Source organism: Methylobacterium sp. D48H (assembly GCF_053345715.1).
In genome coordinates this window covers 29,457-45,841 of record NZ_JBKFAP010000032.1, presented here as the reverse complement: position 1 = coordinate 45,841, position 16,385 = coordinate 29,457, and the positions used below count along the sequence as shown (strand labels likewise).

Genomic DNA, 16,385 nt, shown 5'->3' with positions numbered 1-16,385 from the left:
CCGGGTTGAGCCGGTGGATCTCGTCGATGAACAGGACGTCGCGCTCCTCCAGGTTGGTGAGCTGGGCGGCCAGATCCCCGGCCTTGGCGATCACCGGCCCGGAGGTCGAGCGGAAGTTCACGCCGAGTTCGCGCGCCACGATCTGCGCCAGCGTGGTCTTGCCGAGCCCGGGCGGCCCGACGAACAGCACGTGGTCGAGCGCCTGCCCGGTCTTCCGCGCCGCCTCGATGAACACCTGCATGTTCGCCCGCGCCGCGCGCTGACCGATGAACTCGGCAAGGCTCAGGGGGCGGATCGTCTGATCGACGTCCTCGGTGCGCTTCTCCGGTGTCAGGAGCGCGTTGGTCGGAGGCTTCGACTTGCTCATGAACCCTGCTTCGTGGACCGTGCCGCGGCCCGCGGTGGGCGGTCTCGCAGGACGGCTGGGCACCGGCGCATCCGGTTTTGTTCTTCCTTACCCGTGAAAGCCGGGAAGTCTAAGCGCCCCGGCCGGGCAAGGTGGCCAGGTGTCGTGGCCAGGTGTCGTGGCCAGGTGTCGTGGCCGGGCGTCAGCCCGTGTGGCGCCACCGGCGATGTGAGCGAGCGCACGGGCCGTCGCGATCGACGCAACCGGGATGCAACCGAACCGCCGGCCCGCGCATTCCTGGACCAAACCTCCAAGCATGGCCGCAGGGCGCTTCTCCCCGATGAAACTCCGTACGATCGCTGCCGCCGCAGCCGGCACCGTCATGCTCGCCGTTCCGCTCGCGGCCCAGGCCGCTAACGGCCCGGCCGAGACCAAGGTCGCCGAGGCCAACCCGCAGGTCCATCCCGTCTCGGCGGAGCGGGAGGACGACGTCACCTGCAGCCGGGCGCGCCGCCGTCTGTGGATCGAGGGCGAGGGTTGGGTGGTCCGGCGGATCACCACCTGCCGCTGACCGGTGCGCACCCGGGGGCCGATCGGCTGGGCATGACGGGACCGTTACGCACTCTGCGCGACTGGAGACGCGGAACGGCCGGTGATCCGGTCTGTTGGCCCCGCACCCGGCGCGCACCGCGCCCGCCGATACCCCTCGGAGCCGGACCCATGGCCAACCGGACGATCGTGACCCTGCTCGCTCTGGCGGCGGCGGCGCCCGCGTCGGCGCAGACCTTCCGGAGCGCCGATCCCTACGCTCCGGTCGCCTACGCGCCCGGCTACGCCGCCGATCCGGGCTTTGCCGGCGAGTTCGTGCGGGGCACCTATATCGGCGCCCCGCTGACCCGCGTGCCGCGCCCGACCCAGATCGTGCCCACGCCCTGGAGCTACGGCACCTACGGCGTCCCGACGGTGACCGGCATCCAGGCCGCTCCAGCGGCCGAGCCGACCCTGACGGTGATCAACGCCGCCCCCTACGGCCGCCGCGGCGCGCGCGCCGTCGGGGCCGACCCGGTCGCGGGGGCCCGGGTCATCGCGGTTCAGGTTCCCCGGCGCTGAGCGCCGCGAACCACGCCGCGTAGGGCGTGTTGCGGACGAGGTGCCGGTTGAGGTCGGGCGCGCCGTCCGTCCACCAGACCGGCCCGCGCTCGCCGAGTCCGACCTTCGCCGCATCGACCTCGGCCCTGGCGGCGGCGAGCGCCTCCGCGGCGCCGGTCTCGCCCGCGCGCTCGGCCCGCTTGGCCTCCTTCACGCCCCGGCGCGCCGCCATCAGGCGCTGCACCAGCGCGGCCCGACAGGTTTCCGACAGGTCGGGATTCGCGCGGCGCCACAGACGCGCCCGGACAACGATATAGCGCCGATCCGGAGTGGTAATGGCCACGCTCATACCGGGGTTCAGCTCCGTTGGGGGGCGGTTAAGCCTTCCAGCTTACACCGCGGATATCGGGTGCGGGTCACGCCATGCAGATCGTCATCGTCGACTCGAGCCGCGTCGTGCTGCAGATCATAGCCTCCCTGATCGAGCCGCGCGGCCACGCGGTGCACCCGTTCACGGATTCGGAGCGAGCGCTGGAGTTCCTGGCGGCGACGCCCGCGGTCCGAGTGCTCATCACCAGCCTGGAAGTGCGGCCGCTCTGCGGGCTCGAGCTCTGCTGGTCGGCCCGGCTCCTCGCCGAATCCCGCGGGCCGCTGCACGTCATCACCATGTCGTCGGCCCGCAACGTCCGCAGCCTGGCCGAGGCCCTCGACAGCGGCGCCGACGACTTCATCGAGAAGCCGCCGAGCGCCGAGGAGCTGAACGCGCGCCTGCGCGCGGCCGAGCGCCTGACCACCATGCAGGAGGAGCTGATCCGCCTCGCCGAGACGGACCCGCTGACCGGCTCCTACAATCGGCGCGCCTTCTTCAAGCGCGCGCGGGCCGCCGCGGCGCGAGACCCGAGGCCGGGCGCCGTCTCGGCGATCCTCCTCGACATCGATCACTTCAAGCGCATCAACGACGAGCACGGGCACGATGTCGGCGACGTGGCGATCAAGGCCGTGGCCGAGCTGATCGCCGGTGCCGGGATCGCGGGACGCCTCGGCGGCGAGGAATTCGCCGTCATCCTGCCCGGCCGCGGGCTCGCGGAGGCCGTGGCGCAGGCCGAGCGCCTGCGCGCCGACGTCCAGGCCCTGCGGATCCACGGGGCGCGGGGTCCGATCGCGCTGAGCTGCAGCTTCGGCGTCAGCACGTGGCACGACGGCGACAGCGTCGAGGCCCTGGTCAAGCGGGCCGATGTCGCGCTCTACGCGGCGAAGGGCGGCGGCCGGAACCGGGTGGTGCCGGATCAGAGCGAGGGTATCCGCGCCGTCGCGGGCTGAACCGGACCGCCCGTCCCGGATCGGCACAGTCCGTCGAGCGGTGTCCCACCGTCGTCCCAGATCGGCGCATTGATTCGCCGAGTATCCGTTTCTGGGGATCGATTCGGCCAATATAAAGCTTAATATTCGCGAGTTGTTGCTGGAACGGATCTTGGAACTTCGCCTTCGATCCCGGCCGCCTGTATCAAGCCGGGAGAGAGAGGTGCGAGGTCATGAGTACGGCCGTTGGCGTCCTGATCCTGGATGAGCCGGAGGACCTGAGCGCGACGGTTCGCGCCACCCTCGAGCACATGCCCGAATTCCACACCATCGGCGAGGCCGATCTCGACCGCGCCGACGCCGGCAGCAGCGTCGCCCTGGTCTTCCTCGACGAGATCCGGCTGGCCGACGGGATCGCCCGCATCGTCGCCCTGAAGGAGCGCCAGCCGGCGCTGCGCACGCTGGTCGCCTTCGGCGCGCTGACGGCGGACGACCTCCGCGCCCTGCTGGCGGCGGGCGCCGACGCCTTCGTGGCGCGCTCCAAGTCGCCGCGGGACCTCGGCGCGGCGCTGCTCGCCCTGGCGGAAGGCTCGGACGTGCTGGTCCCGCCGGAGCAGCCGGTGGCGATGCCGCCGGAGGCCGGCGAGAGCCTCGGGCTGACGCCCCGCGAGGCCGAGGTGCTGCGCTTCCTGAGTTCCGGGTTCAGCAACAAAGAGGTCGCGCGGCGGCTGGCGCTCAGCGTGCGCACGGTGGAGACCCACCGGCTCAACCTGCGGCGCAAGACCCAGACCGGCCGGCTCAAGGACCTCGTCTCGCTGGCCCGCCAGCTCGGCCTGGCCCCCGTGGTCGATTCCAGCGATCAGGTTCGGCGCGGCACCGACAACCGGTCCTCGGGCAACGACAACCAGTCCCGGCACTGAGAGGGGGATCGGGCGGTCTCGGCGAGACCGCCCCCCTAAGCGGCCGCGGCCGCCTTCCGGGCTCCGGACGCGCGCTTGGCCGCCGTCCCGCTCTTGGACCGCTCTGGCGCCTTCGCCCCGCGTTTCCGCGCGCCCGCCGGCTTGACCCGACCTCCGGCCTTGACGGCGTCCTCGGCGGCGGAGAGGCGCGCCTGCAGAAGTCCCAGCACCGCCGCCTCCTCGGGCCGCAGGCTCGACAGATCCTCGCTCAGCTCCGATTCGACCGCGTCCTTCACCTGCAGGAGCAGGCCGCCCTCCAGGTAGCAGTCGAGGATCTGCGGGTGGATGTAGCACTTGCGGCAGATCGTCGGCGTGTTGCCGAGGCGGCCCGCGACGTTCTCGATGGCCGCGCGGATGTTGCGCTTGGCCCCGGCCTCGCTGTCGAAGCTCTCGAACTCCCGCAGCGCCAGCGCCGCCAGCACCGTGCCGGCCCAGGTCCGAAAATCCTTGGCGGTGAAGTCCTCGCCGGTGATCTCGCGCAGGTACGCGTTCACGTCCGAGGAGGTGACGTCGCGCTGGGTGCCGTCCGGGTCGAGATACTGGAACAGCTCCTGGCCCGGCAGGTCCTGGCAGGCCTTGACGATCCGGGCGACCCGCCGGTCCTTTAGCGACACGTCCCAGGTCTTGCCGCTCTTGCCCTTGAACCGGAACGACAGGGCCGAACCCTCGATCCGGACATGGGGATCGCGCAGGGTCGTCAGGCCGTAGCTCTTGTTAGTCCGCGCGTAATCGTCGTTGCCGACGCGGATCAGCGTGGTCTCCAGCAGGTGGACCACGGTGGCCAGCACCTTGTCGCGGGGCAAGCCCGGCCGCCTCATATCGGCGTCGACGCGCCGGCGGATGCCCGGCAGCGCGTCCGCGAAGGCCATGATCCGCGAGAACTTGTTGGCCTCCCGCGCCTGCCGGAAGTCCGGGTGGTAGCGGTACTGCTTGCGCCCCTTGGCGTCGCGGCCCGTCGCCTGGACGTGGCCGTTGCGGCGGGGGCAGATCCAGACATCCGTGTAGGCCGGCGGGATCGCGAGGCCGCGGATGCGGGCCAGCACGGCCCTGTCGCGCACCGGCGCGCCCTTCGCGTCGCAGTAGCGGAAGCCGGTGCCGCTGCGGCGGCGGGTCAGCCCGGGCCGGCCGTCATCGACGTAGACGAGCCCGGCCTCCTCGGCCGCGGCGCGGAGGTCTCCGCCGCTCTCCGCCGTCTCGACGCACGCCATGAACAGCCCCTCCCATCGACGCCGCCGGGCTGCCTCGCCCGGCGAGAAGGCCTTGGACAACCGGCGGCACGGGATCGCCGTTCCGGGCCTGCACATCCGTCGCAGGACGGGCCCCGCCGCCGTGCTAGAGGGGACGGATGCAGTCCGATGCCGAACCCGGGAACCTGCCCGTTCCGATGCGCCGCCTGGTCTTCGTGGTGACCGAGGACTGGTTCTTCGCCTCGCATTTCCTTCCGATGGCCCGCGCCGCCGTCGGCATGGGTCTCTCGGTCGCGGTGGTGACGCGGGTCCGCCTCCACCGGGCCGCCATCGAGGCGACCGGCGCGCAGGTCGTCAACCTGGAGGCCGAGCGGGCGAGCCTCAACCCGATGGCCGCGGGCTACGCGGCCGGGCAGCTCGCCGCGATCCTGAAGGCGCTGAAGACCGACATCGTCCACTGCATCGCCCTGCGCGGCATCCTGGTCGGCGGCACGGCCGCCGCCATGGCGGGCATCCCGTCCCGCGTCTTCGCCCTGACCGGCCTCGGCCTCGTCGGCGCCCGGAGCGACCGCCTCGGCCGGGCGGCGCGCCTCGCCCTGCGGGCGCTGATCCGGGGGCCGCTGGCCTCGTCGCGGACGCGCTTCCTCTTCGAGAACCCCGACGACGCCCTGGCCCTGGGCCTGGACCCGCTCGACCGGTCGGTGACCGTGGTGGGCGGCGCCGGCGTCGATCCCGCGATCCTCGTCCCGCAGCCGCTGCCGCCGATGCCGCCGCTGCGGGTGGCCGTCGTCGCCCGGATGCTGTGGTCGAAGGGGATCGACGTCGCCGTCGAGGCCGTTCGCCTCGCCCGGAGCCAGGGCGCGCCGGTGGAGCTGGCGCTGTACGGCGCGCCGGACCCGTCGAACCGGCGGGCGATCGGCGCCGACACCCTGCGCGCCTGGAGCCGCGACGGCATCGTCTGGCACGGGCCGACGACCGACGTCGCGGGGGTCTGGGCCGGCCACCACGTCGCCTGCCTGCCCTCGCGCGGCGGGGAGGGCCTGCCGCGGACGCTGCTGGAGGCCGCCGCCTGCGGCCGGGCGCTGGTCGCGTCCGACGTCCCGGGCTGCCGCAGCCTCGTGCGCGACGGCGTCGAGGGCCTGCTCGTTCCCCCGGACGACGCGCCGGCCCTGGCCGCCGCCCTGGCGCGCCTGAGCGGCGATGCCGGTCTCGTCGCCGGCCTGGGCGCGGCCGCGCGGGCGCGGATCGAGACCGGGGGCTTCACCGAGACGGCGGTGACCGACCAAGTCCGCGCCGTGTGGCGCGACCTGCTGGAGGCCTGACCGTGCGCGCACCGGACGATCCCGCCGGCTTCATCCGCGCCAACACCCGCCTGCTGCCCGTCCCCCACGCGCCCGAGATCCGCCTGCACGTCGCCGACGAGGCGACCGATCTCTGGCAGCGGACCGAGGAGGAGTTGCAGGCGATCGGGCTGCCGCCGCCGTTCTGGGCGTTCGCCTGGGCGGGCGGCCAGGCGCTCGCCCGCTACGTCCTCGACAACCCGGACGTCGCGGACGGCGCGCGCGCGGTGGATTTCGCCTCGGGGTCCGGCCTCGTCGCGATCGCGGCGGCCCGCGCCGGGGCGCGCCACGTCGTCGCCAGCGACCTCGACCCCTTCGCCGTCGCGGCGATCGGGCTGAACGCCGCGGCCAACGGCGTCGGCGACCGCGTCGCCGCGATCGCCGACGATCTCCTCGCCACGGATCCCCGGGCCGATCTCGTCCTGGCGGCCGACGTGTTCTACGAGCGCGACCTCGCCGAGGCCGTGACCGCCTGGCTCGTTCGCCTGCAGGCGCGCGGCGTCACCGTGCTGATCGGCGATCCGGGCCGCACCTACCTTCCGCGGGACCGCCTCGACTGCCTCGCGACCTACGAGGTTCCGGTCTCGCGCGCGCTGGAGGATTCCGAGATCAAGCGCAGCCACGTCTGGCGGCTCCGCGGATGACGGATCCGCCGAGACGGTCCTGCCGGACCGCCGCCCGCGCGGCCGCGCCGAGGCTTTATCCGGCGCGGGAATGCGTTACCGTCGAATCGACCCGCGTCGCGTGCCGCGCATGCGCCAGGGTGTTCGGAGTCCCGGATCAGGGCGTGCTGCGGCGGAAGGTTTCGTGGTGAGTGTCGAGTCGAGTGTGAAGCCCAGCCGTGCCCGCGTCGTCGCCTTCTCGGGCAGCGCCAAGCGACCCTCGCGCACCCGCATCCTGGTCGAGGCCCTCGGCGCCGAACTCGGTCGCCTGCGCGGGATCGACCTCGCCGTGTACGACCTGATGGATGCCGGCCCGGGCCTCGGCGCGACGCAGCGGGACGACCTCTCGGCGCCCGCCGCGCGCCTCGTCGAGGCGATCGAGGCGGCGGACGCGCTGATCGTCGGGACGCCTGTCTACCAGGGCGGCTATGCCGGGCTGTTCAAACACGTCTTCGACTTCGTCGACCCGGCCCGGATGATCGGCATGCCGGTGGCGCTGACCGCGACGGGCGGGGGCCTGCGCCACGCCCTGGTGGTCGAGCACGGGCTCCGACCCCTGTTCGGCTTCTTCGCGGCCCACGTCGCGCCGACCTCGGTCTATGCCGGGTCCGACGACCTGGTGGACGGCCGCATCGTCGACGAGACCGTGGCGATCCGGCTGCGCGCCGCGGCCGCGGAACTCGCAGCCCTGCTCGACGTGTCGCGGACGGCCTCGTCCGGCGCATCCGGCTGACGGGAGACTCCCCCGGCCTGAGGCGGGCCCTAGATCGGAGGGGGACCACGCTCTTCCGCGAGGGATCATGTCAGGCTCTCCGCTCACGGCCGGCAAGGCGCCGACCGCGCTGCCCGCCACCTACGTCACGGCATCCGGACTGCCGCGCTACCACCCGGTCTCGCAGGCGCTGCACTGGCTGAACGCCGCCCTCGTCCTGGCGGTGCTGCCGCTCGCCTGGGTCGCGATCAGCCTGCCGCCGACACCCGCCAAGGGCAGCATGTTCGTGCTGCACAAGTCGGTCGGCCTGACGATCCTGGCGATCGTGGTCGTGCGCATCCTCTGGCGGATGATCCGGCCCGCGCCGCCGGACCCGCATGCGCCCCGGCTCCTGACGCTGATCGGGCGCGTCAACCACTTCCTGCTCTACGCGATCTTCCTGATCATGCCGATCAGCGGCTACCTGCTGAGCGCGCTGTCCGGGCGCGACACGCCGTACTTCTGGCTGTTCACGATCCCGGGACTGCCGAAGGACGACGCGACGCAGAAGATCTTCGAGTCGATCCACGTGTTCGGCCAATGGCTCGTCTACGCCCTGGTCCTGCTGCACGTCGCCGGCACGGCGTGGCACTTGGTGATCCGCCGCGACGGTCTTCTGGAGCGGATGCTGCCGGTCCAGGACGGGCGCGGCTCGTCGCGCTGACGCGCCCGTCATCGAGCGCGCGGCCGTCGTCGCGCGGTGCGCTCAATCGACGCGGCGCAGGACGAAGGTGGTGCCGACCTCGGGATCGCGCCGCCACCGGCCGTCGCCGCTCGGGACGAGGTCGATGCTGTGGCCGCGCTTGGCGGTCAGCGTCATCCGTCCCTTCGCGTAGCGCCAGCGCACCGGATCGAACACCTCCAGGCCGCTGTCGTGGCAGCCGGGGACGATGTGCACGCCGCCGCCGACCCCGTCGAGGTTGATCCGGCAGGTATCGCGCTGCTGGAAGCGGTCGAGGGCGTAGAGCCCCGGCGCCGGCCCCGCCGAGGCGGTCGCGGCCGAGGCGGTCGGCGGCGGCTGCAGCTCGGCCGGCACCGGGGCCGCGGTCTGGAGCGGGGAGGGGGCCGGGCTCGCCGGATCCGCCGGCGCGGTCTCGGGCGCGGCGGCCGCGTCGGCCGGCCGCATCGCGACGATGTCGAGGGGAACGAGACTGTAGCGCTCGCCGCCCTCGGCCTGGGCGACGAGGCTGCGCTGGTCCGGCCGCTTGGCGAAATCGAGGACCGGGCGGACGTTGCGGTCAACGAGGCGGACGGCCCCGTCGACGAAGAGCCAGCCGGCGACCCCGTTCAGGACCGGCAGGGCCCTCCGGCATCCCGCCGGGAAGCGCAGCCGCTGCCCCGCCTCGCCGCTGTCGAGCACCAGCGTCATGACGCAGCGGCGGTTGGTGCCGTCCCGCGACAGGTCCCAGGTTCCCGGCACCTGCCCGAGCTTCTCGGGGAGGCTCGGCGGCGCGGTCGGAGCCGGGGGCGCCGCGAGCGTCTCCGCGGCCGGCGGAGGGGACGGCGGTGCGGCCTCGTCTGTGGCGGCGGGCACGTCCTGGGCGGCGGCCGGTCGGACGATCGCGGCGGTCGCGATCAGCGCCGATGCGGCCAGCAGGGCGGCCCGAGCCTGTCTCACGCGGTCGGTCTCCAGGGTGTCTCGGCGACGGGCGTCAGCGGACCCCGTCCCTCGAACCACGAGACGACGTTGTCGACCACGAGCTGGGCCATCGCCGCGCGGGTGTGCTCGGAGGCCGACCCGACATGCGGCAGCAGCACCGTGTTGTCGAGGGCGGCGAGATCCGCGGGCACGTGCGGCTCGTTCTCGAAGACGTCGAGGCCGGCGCCGAGGATCGTGCCCGCCTTCAGCGCCGCGGTCAGCGCCGCCTCGTCGACCAGGGTGCCCCGGGCGACGTTGATCAGGATGCCCTCGGGACCGAGCGCCTCCAGCACGGCCGCGTCCACGAGGTTGCGCGTGTCGGCGCCGCCGGGCGCCACCACGATGAGGATGTGGACCGCGCGGGCGAGGCCGATCAACGTATCGTGATACGTGTAGGGTATGTCGGCCTGCCGGCTGCGGCCGTGGTAGTCGATCGCGACGCCGAAGCTCTCCAGGCGGTGGGCGATCGCCCGCCCGATCCGGCCGAGACCGAGGATGCCGACCCGTCGCCCGCGCAGCGATGCCGTGAGCGGGAAGGGCGCCTTGGGCCAGTGGCCGTCCCGCAGGTAGCGGTCGGCCTGGGGGATCCGCCGCAGCGTGGCGAGGGTGAGGCCGAGGGCGAGGTCGGCGACCTCGTCGGTGAGGACGTCCGGCGTGTTGGTGACGACGATGCCGCGCCGCTGCGCCCCCGCGGCGTCGACGGCGTCGTAGCCCACGCCGAAATTCGCGATCAGCTCGAGGTTCGGCAGCCGGTCCATCAGCGCCCCGTCCACCCCGCCGCCGACGCAGAGCGCCCGGATCCGCGGGCCGATCTCGGCGAGCAGGGCCTCCGGGTTCGCGGCCTCCGCCAGCCGGTGGACCCCGTACCGCCCCGCGAAGGCCTTCTCCACCAACGGGTGCATCTTCCGGAGCAACAGGATCTCGACCGGGGCCTCAGCCATCGTTCACTCCCACGTTCGGCCGCGCGTCGGTGTCGGCCGCCTCCCCCGTCCCGGCATAGAGCCTGTGCGGGGTGGGGCGCCAGCGCGCAGGAGTGGCCGGCGGTGACAACCGCGCGGATCAGCCGGGCGGCCGTTCGGCCGGCACAGGGCTCGCCTCTTTCGAAAACCGCGCGCGATGCCTACTAAGGACCACGCATCATCGCGAGAGTTCTGCACCGACCCCAATCGCCGAAGACGAAGACCGATGACCAGCCCGCGCACCCTCTACGACAAGATCTGGGACGACCACGTCGTCGATGTCCAGCCGGACGGCTCCAGCCTCCTCTACATCGACCGGCACCTCGTCCACGAAGTGACGAGCCCGCAAGCCTTCGAGGGTCTTCGCGTGGCCGGCCGCAAGGTGCGCCATCCGGAGAAGACGTTGGCCGTCGTGGACCACAACGTCCAGACCTCGGACCGCTCGCAGGGCATCGAGGATCCCGAGAGCCGCACGCAGCTCGAGGCGCTCGCCGAGAACGTGCGAGACTTCGGCATCGAGTTCTACGACGCCCTCGACCGCCGCCAGGGCATCGTCCACATCATCGGCCCGGAGCAGGGCTTCACGCTGCCCGGCCAGACGATCGTGTGCGGCGATTCGCACACCTCGACGCACGGCGCCTTCGGGGCGCTGGCCCACGGCATCGGCACCTCGGAGGTCGAGCACGTGCTCGCCACCCAGACCTTGGTGCAGCGCAAGGCCAGGAACATGCGCGTCTCCGTCGATGGCACGCTGCCGCCCGGCGTGACCGCGAAGGACATCATCCTGGCGATCATCGGCGAGATCGGGACCGCCGGCGGCACCGGCCACGTCATCGAGTATGCCGGCGAGGCGATCCGCGCGCTCTCGATGGAGGGCCGGATGACGATCTGCAACATGTCGATCGAGGGCGGTGCCCGCGCCGGCATGGTCGCCCCCGACGCGACGACCTTCGCCTACGTGAAGGACCGCCCGAAGGCGCCGAAGGGCGCGGCCTTCGACGCGGCCCGCCGCTACTGGGAGAGCCTCGTCACCGACGCCGGCGCGCATTTCGACCGCGAGGTGCGTCTCGACGCGGCCAACCTGCCGCCGATCGTCAGCTGGGGCACGAGCCCCGAGGACGTGATCTCGATCCAGGGCCGCGTGCCGGACCCGTCCGAGATCGCCGACGAGAACAAGCGGCAGTCGAAGGAGAAGGCGCTCGCCTACATGGGCCTGACGCCGGGCACCCGGATCACCGACATCACCCTGGACCGGATCTTCATCGGCTCCTGCACCAACGGCCGCATCGAGGATCTGCGCGAGGTCGCGCGGGTCGTCGGCGACCGGAAGGTGCACGAGGGCGTCTCGGCGATGATCGTGCCGGGCTCCGGCCTCGTGAAGGCGCAGGCCGAGGCCGAGGGTCTCGACAAGATCCTGAAGGCGGCGGGCTTCGACTGGCGCGAGCCGGGCTGCTCGATGTGTCTCGGCATGAACCCGGACAAGCTGCGTCCGGGCGAGCGCTGCGCCTCGACGTCGAACCGCAATTTCGAGGGCCGCCAGGGTCCCCGCGGACGCACGCACCTCGTCTCTCCGGCCATGGCGGCGGCCGCGGCGGTCACCGGACACTTCGTCGACATCCGGGAGTGGCCGCAGGGCTGAAATCGCGATTGACGCCGGCGGCTCCGTTGCCTAAACGGAGCCGTCGCCGGCCGATGGCCGACGGCGAGCCCAGGTGGCGGAATTGGTAGACGCGCTGGTTTCAGGTACCAGTCTCGCGAGAGGTGAAGGTTCGAGTCCTTTCCTGGGCACCAAATGCCTGACAGCAGCCCGCCAACGCATTGGCGGGCTTTGTTGTTTCTGGGGTGCGGGATCCGCGGACCGAGGATGCGGGCGCCCGCCGCGACTCTCGGGCTTTCAAATCCCGACCCACTGTCCGCGTATCGGTCGCCCCGTTCGACCGACCGGCCCCGGCGCTGTGCCGCCGTTTCCTCAGATGTGGCGAGCCATGCGATCACGGGGCGGCGAGGAGGCACGGCGGTAGGAGTGGTCGTCCGGGCCTCAGGGGGCACCGTTCGACCTGGAGACCGGAACCGCGCTGCCATCCCGCGCGTAGACGAGGTCTCGACATTCCCCCAGCGAGATCACCTCGAACCGCCCGGCTCCGGCCGCGGCGGTTTTTTCGTGCCCCGCGCTGCGACAGCGCCGTGCTCGCGGCGGCGTGACGTCCCTTCGGGGATCCACGCAAACCCGCCGGCACGGCCGCGCCGGCTTCTCCCGATCACGCTGCGGTGACGCGCCGGTAGCTCGCCGCGAAAGCCTGGGCTTCCTCGTGCGTCAGGTCGGTGACCACCAGCCCCGGCGCGTAGACCGTCCAGCGGCCGTCGTTGTCCTCCGATATACGGATCTCGACCACCGCGGACCTCCTCGATTGCAAGTGGAAGCTCACCGCTACTCTCGCGAATTGTTGTCGGGGCGCAATACCTCTTAAGGTGCTGGGGTTTCCTCTGGCACGGAGACGCGGCAGCGTCCGCGGAAGCGCGTACCCCCGGCACGGGCTGCCCCGCGTGACCGCTACAGCCAGCGCTCGTCGAGATCCGTGGCGTTCCTGTCCGCGACGGGCTGCGTCTCGTCACCCTCGGCGAATACCACCACGTCGTCCGGCCCGACGTCGCGGGTCGCGTAGAAATCCCAGCGCCGGTGGATCACGCGCGGGCCGCCGAAGATCCGGTAGGCGTTCCAGTACCGGTCGTCCCGGAAGCCGACATAGTGGACGCAGCGGGTCGCCATCGGCTCACCGGAGGCGGGCCATCAGCCGGGCCAGGCGCGGCCGCAGCGGCAGCGACAGCCGGTAGGCCAGCTCGGCGACCGGCAGAATCGGCCGGACACCGAGGACGCGCAGGTCGACCAGGCGGCCGAGCCAGCGCCAGCCGGGCAGTGTCCGCCAGAGGCGCGCGAACGCGGCGGCGCCGGAGATCAGCTGCCCGTCCGCGGTCCGGACATGGAAGCGGCGCAGGGCCCGGGCTCGGTCGAGATCCGCGCCGAGCGCCGACTCGGGCGCGCCGGAGCCGACATCGACGAAGGCGAGCCGGTCCGCGCCGGCGCACCGGCGATACTGGTCGATCTCGGCGCGGCACAGCGGGCAGCCGCCGTCGTAGTAGACGCTGAGCCGCCCGTCGGAGCGATCCTCGGCCATGGCCGCGCCGGTGCTTAGGGGCTCAGTTCGCGGGCGGGCTCAGGACGAGCTTGCCCTTGAAGGGCGCGTCGGCGTTGCGCGTGCTGGTGCACGCGTACTCCTCCTGGCCGGCCTTCATCGTCCGCAGGCGCAGCGTGCCCCTGCCGTTCTGCTTGACCGTGTAGCCCTTCTCGCTGGCGACATGCACGAGGTCGCCGTCGGCGTGCAGCACGAGGCCGTTCTCGAACTGCCCGGGCGCGGTGATCGTCACCGGCGCGTCGGCGCTGCTCACGATCTTCAGCGCGACGTTGGTGTCGGCCGGAAGCTTGAGCTCGGCCGGGTCGCAGACCGGCTTGCCGTCCTTCAGGCTGATCGTCAGCTCCACGGGCGGCATCGCGTCGGTGGCGGGCGGCGGCAGGGGCTTGCCCTGAGCCAGGACCGGCCCTGCGGCCAGGACAGCGGAGAGAGCCAGGAGCGTCGCCGGTCCGCGCGCGAGTGTCAGCATGTCGATACGTCCGGATTGGAGGGGCAGCGCGCTCCGCCGAGCACACCGCCGGGAAAGGCGGCTCGGTCCGCGACGTTCCCGGGCGCAACGCCGCACCCGGTCGGATGCGAGCGATCCCGGTCGCGGCGGGAAGTTGCCCGCGGCCGCGGGCCCGGAAGCCGGGCCAGCCGGCATATCCCGGGCGCGTCGCGCGGTATAAGGACCCGCTTCGGTTTTCGGCGAGGTCGATTCGCGTGCGGTCCGGTACAAGGCTCTCCGAGCGCTGGTTCACGCTGGCGCTCTGGCTCGTCGCGCTGGTCTTCGCGTGGTTCCTGATCGGGCTCGGCTCGCTGGTCGTCGGCGATCTGCCGCAGGTTGAGCACCGCTACACTCTCGACCAGTTCCTCGACACCGACCAGGGCACGGCGTCGGCAGAGGCCCTCAAGCAGATCCGCCGGGAGCAGGACGACAACCGTCGGACGGTCGAGCAGGACCAGCTCGCCCTCGAGGCTGCGCAGGCCGCCTCCGAGGGCGCGCGCGAGACCTTCGCCAACTGGCTGAAGACCCGCGACGCCACGCAGCGGGTCGACCAAGATCCCGGGCTCATCGCGCGCACGCAGCAGCTCGATGCGCTGAAGGCCGCCGAGCGCACCATCGAGGAGCGGCTCGCGGCCCTGGCGCGGACGGGGCTCGACCTGTCGGAGCGTGAGGCGGCGCAGCTGCGCGTGGACACCGACCTGCGGGCCGCCGCGCAGACGCGCCTCGACGCGGCCGAGCGCGGCCAGGAGCTGCGCGTCTTCGGCTATCGCCTCGCCCTGACGCTGCCGCTGCTGGCCCTCGCCGGATGGCTCCTGCTCACGCGCCGCCGCACCCGCAACTGGCCCTTCGTGTGGGGCTTCGCCTTCGCGGCGGCCTTCGCGTTCTTCGTCGAGCTCGTGCCCTACATGCCGAGCTACGGCGGCTACGTGCAGTACGGCGTCGGCGTGATCGTCACCCTGGTCGCGGGCCGGGCGGCGATCAACGCGCTGCACGCCTACCGCGCCCGGCAGGCCGTGGTGGAGGCGCGCCCGGACGCCGAGCGGCGGACCGAGATCGCCACCGACCAGGCCCTGGCGCGCCTCGCCAAGAAGGCGTGCCCGGGCTGCGAGCGGCCAATCGCCCTCGACGACGCGAGCACGAATTTCTGCCCCCATTGCGGGCTCGGCATCTTCGCGCACTGCCCGTCCTGCGCGCAGCGCAAGAGCACCTTCGAGCGCTTCTGCCGGGCCTGCGGCACCCGGAGCCCGGATCTCGCGAGCGAGGCGCCCTGAGGCCGCCCGGGCACGCGGGCACGCCTCAGGCGTTGTCGCCCCGGATCGCCGCGATGACCGCGTCGGTGACCTGACGGGTCGTCGCCGTGCCGCCGAGGTCCGGCGTGTGCAGGTTCGGATCCGCGGTGACCCGCTCGACCGCGCGCATCAGCCGGTCGGCCGCCGGCTTCTCGCCGAGGTGATCCAGCATCTGGCACGCCGTCCAGAAGGTCGCGACCGGGTTGGCGATACCCTTGCCGGCGATGTCGAAGGCCGAGCCGTGGATCGGCTCGAACATCGACGGGTAGGTCCGCTCCGGGTTGATGTTGGCGGTCGGCGCGATGCCGAGCGACCCGGCGAGCGCCGCCGCGAGGTCCGACAGGATGTCCGCGTGCAGGTTCGTCGCCACGATCGTGTCGAGGGTCTCGGGCTTCGTCACCATGCGCATCGTCATGGCGTCGACCAGCATCTTGTCCCAGGTCACGTCCGGGAAGTCCTTCGCGACCGCGGCGGCGATCTCGTCCCACATCACCATGGCGTGGCGCTGGGCGTTGGACTTGGTGACCACGGTGAGCAGCTTGCGCGGACGGGAGCGGGCGAGCTCGAACGCGTAGCGGATGATCCGGTCGACCCCCGAGCGGGTCATCATCGAGACGTCGGTGGCGACCTCGTTGGGATGGCCCTGGTGGACCCGTCCGCCGACGCCGGCATACTCGCCCTCCGAGTTCTCCCGCACGATCACCCAGTCGAGCTCCGGACCCGAGACGTTGCGCAGCGGGCTGGTGATGCCCGGCAGGATCCGGGTCGGACGGACGTTGGCGTACTGGTCGAAGGGCTGGCAGATCGCGAGCCGCAGGCCCCAGAGGGTGATGTGGTCGGGCACGTCCGGCGCCCCGACCGCGCCGAAGAAGATCGCGTCGTGGTTCCGGATCTGGTCGCGGCCGTCGGCCGGCATCATCGCGCCGTGCCTCTTGTAGTAGTCCGATCCCCAATCGAAATGGTCGAACTGGAAAGCGAAGGAGCCGGTCTTCTCGGCCAGCGCATCGAGCACCTCGATGCCGGCGGCGATGACCTCGACGCCGATGCCGTCCGCGGGGATGGCCGCGATGGTGTAGGTCTTCGTCATGGGTGTCTTCTCGTGTGTCTTCGGTGGCGAGACGAGAAAGCGAGCGCGTGACGGTGGGCGCGGGCTCCGTGTCCGGATCGGGACGTGTAACGTTTTGTGACAC

General features: G+C 72.3%; 20 protein-coding genes and 1 tRNA gene. 11 read left to right on the top strand and 10 right to left on the bottom strand.

The genetic code is table 11. The features are described 5' to 3' along the window. The coding region (locus ACLBX8_RS28620; protein WP_447716197.1) for an AAA family ATPase at positions 1-367 on the bottom strand (367 nt) is incomplete at its 3' end. Between the two features lie 319 nt (positions 368-686). On the opposite strand from ACLBX8_RS28620, the gene ACLBX8_RS28615 reads away from it, so the two are divergent. Beyond that, entirely contained in the window at positions 687-917 is a 231-nt protein-coding gene (locus ACLBX8_RS28615) for a hypothetical protein (RefSeq protein ID WP_026605348.1), read from the top strand. Positions 918-1,066: 149 nt separating this feature from the next. Beyond that, entirely contained in the window at positions 1,067-1,456 is a 390-nt protein-coding gene (locus ACLBX8_RS28610; RefSeq protein ID WP_020095852.1) for a hypothetical protein, read from the top strand. Here ACLBX8_RS28610 and ACLBX8_RS28605 read toward each other — a convergent pair. Beyond that, on the bottom strand, positions 1,428-1,784 hold the full coding sequence (locus ACLBX8_RS28605) for a hypothetical protein (RefSeq protein WP_447697514.1): 357 nt from the start codon (positions 1,782-1,784) through the stop codon (positions 1,428-1,430). The two genes, ACLBX8_RS28610 and ACLBX8_RS28605, sit on opposite strands and share 29 nt — an antisense overlap. A 74-nt stretch (positions 1,785-1,858) precedes the next feature. On the opposite strand from ACLBX8_RS28605, the gene ACLBX8_RS28600 reads away from it, so the two are divergent. Next, the gene (locus ACLBX8_RS28600; RefSeq protein WP_447697513.1) at positions 1,859-2,755 is read left to right on the top strand and encodes a GGDEF domain-containing protein; all 897 of its coding nucleotides are present in this window, start codon (positions 1,859-1,861) and stop codon (positions 2,753-2,755) included. A gap of 212 nt (positions 2,756-2,967) precedes the next feature. Next, entirely contained in the window at positions 2,968-3,654 is a 687-nt protein-coding gene (locus ACLBX8_RS28595; protein WP_020095849.1) for a LuxR C-terminal-related transcriptional regulator, read from the top strand. 35 nt (positions 3,655-3,689) lie between these two features. Here the strand turns inward: ACLBX8_RS28595 and ACLBX8_RS28590 are convergent, their stop codons facing one another. Further along, a complete protein-coding gene (locus tag ACLBX8_RS28590) occupies positions 3,690-4,901 on the bottom strand; it encodes a DNA topoisomerase IB (protein ID WP_447716196.1) in 1,212 nt (403 codons plus the stop codon). Between the two features lie 137 nt (positions 4,902-5,038). Here ACLBX8_RS28590 and ACLBX8_RS28585 point away from each other — a divergent pair, with 137 nt between their 5' ends. The 4 genes from ACLBX8_RS28585 to ACLBX8_RS28570 all read left to right on the top strand — a co-directional run bounded on the left by ACLBX8_RS28585 (position 5,039) and on the right by ACLBX8_RS28570 (position 8,297). Next, positions 5,039-6,202 (top strand): glycosyltransferase, encoded by a 1,164-nt coding sequence (locus ACLBX8_RS28585; RefSeq protein WP_447697511.1) that lies wholly within the window; start codon positions 5,039-5,041, stop codon positions 6,200-6,202. Positions 6,203-6,204: 2 nt separating this feature from the next. Further along, complete coding sequence (locus ACLBX8_RS28580) at positions 6,205-6,864, top strand: class I SAM-dependent methyltransferase (protein ID WP_020095846.1); 660 nt, start codon at positions 6,205-6,207, stop codon at positions 6,862-6,864. A 184-nt stretch (positions 6,865-7,048) separates the two neighbouring features. After that, complete coding sequence (locus ACLBX8_RS28575; protein WP_020095845.1) at positions 7,049-7,615, top strand: NAD(P)H-dependent oxidoreductase; 567 nt, start codon at positions 7,049-7,051, stop codon at positions 7,613-7,615. 67 nt (positions 7,616-7,682) lie between these two features. Further along, a complete protein-coding gene (locus tag ACLBX8_RS28570) occupies positions 7,683-8,297 on the top strand; it encodes a cytochrome b (protein ID WP_447697510.1) in 615 nt (204 codons plus the stop codon). A gap of 42 nt (positions 8,298-8,339) precedes the next feature. Here ACLBX8_RS28570 and ACLBX8_RS28565 read toward each other — a convergent pair whose 3' ends face one another. Both ACLBX8_RS28565 and ACLBX8_RS28560 read right to left on the bottom strand, forming a co-directional pair. Next, on the bottom strand, positions 8,340-9,251 hold the full coding sequence (locus ACLBX8_RS28565; protein WP_447697509.1) for an AprI/Inh family metalloprotease inhibitor: 912 nt from the start codon (positions 9,249-9,251) through the stop codon (positions 8,340-8,342). Further along, on the bottom strand, positions 9,248-10,213 hold the full coding sequence (locus ACLBX8_RS28560) for a 2-hydroxyacid dehydrogenase (protein WP_447683647.1): 966 nt from the start codon (positions 10,211-10,213) through the stop codon (positions 9,248-9,250). The genes ACLBX8_RS28565 and ACLBX8_RS28560 overlap by 4 nt, the downstream gene beginning before the upstream one ends. Positions 10,214-10,457: 244 nt before the next feature. On the opposite strand from ACLBX8_RS28560, the gene leuC reads away from it, so the two are divergent. Continuing rightward, positions 10,458-11,870, top strand: coding sequence for a 3-isopropylmalate dehydratase large subunit (gene leuC, locus ACLBX8_RS28555; RefSeq protein ID WP_042673866.1), 1,413 nt, complete (start codon positions 10,458-10,460; stop codon positions 11,868-11,870). 67 nt (positions 11,871-11,937) lie between these two features. Then, positions 11,938-12,022, top strand: a tRNA-Leu gene (locus ACLBX8_RS28550). Between the two features lie 467 nt (positions 12,023-12,489). Here the strand turns inward: ACLBX8_RS28550 and ACLBX8_RS28545 are convergent. The 4 genes from ACLBX8_RS28545 to ACLBX8_RS28530 form a co-directional block, all read right to left on the bottom strand. After that, positions 12,490-12,624 (bottom strand): hypothetical protein, encoded by a 135-nt coding sequence (locus ACLBX8_RS28545; protein ID WP_267965754.1) that lies wholly within the window; start codon positions 12,622-12,624, stop codon positions 12,490-12,492. A gap of 158 nt (positions 12,625-12,782) precedes the next feature. Next, entirely contained in the window at positions 12,783-12,998 is a 216-nt protein-coding gene (locus ACLBX8_RS28540; protein WP_012317770.1) for a hypothetical protein, read from the bottom strand. A gap of 4 nt (positions 12,999-13,002) precedes the next feature. Further along, the gene (locus ACLBX8_RS28535) at positions 13,003-13,404 is read right to left on the bottom strand and encodes a thiol-disulfide oxidoreductase DCC family protein (protein WP_447697508.1); all 402 of its coding nucleotides are present in this window, start codon (positions 13,402-13,404) and stop codon (positions 13,003-13,005) included. 22 nt (positions 13,405-13,426) lie between these two features. Continuing rightward, on the bottom strand, positions 13,427-13,888 hold the full coding sequence (locus ACLBX8_RS28530) for an anaerobic typically selenocysteine-containing protein (protein WP_447697507.1): 462 nt from the start codon (positions 13,886-13,888) through the stop codon (positions 13,427-13,429). 233 nt (positions 13,889-14,121) lie between these two features. Between ACLBX8_RS28530 and ACLBX8_RS28525 the strand changes: the two genes are divergently transcribed. Next, on the top strand, positions 14,122-15,177 hold the full coding sequence (locus ACLBX8_RS28525) for a serine endopeptidase (RefSeq protein WP_447697506.1): 1,056 nt from the start codon (positions 14,122-14,124) through the stop codon (positions 15,175-15,177). A gap of 25 nt (positions 15,178-15,202) precedes the next feature. Here the strand turns inward: ACLBX8_RS28525 and ACLBX8_RS28520 are convergent, their stop codons facing one another. Continuing rightward, complete coding sequence (locus ACLBX8_RS28520; protein WP_447697505.1) at positions 15,203-16,282, bottom strand: tartrate dehydrogenase; 1,080 nt, start codon at positions 16,280-16,282, stop codon at positions 15,203-15,205. Positions 16,283-16,385 lie beyond the last annotated feature (103 nt).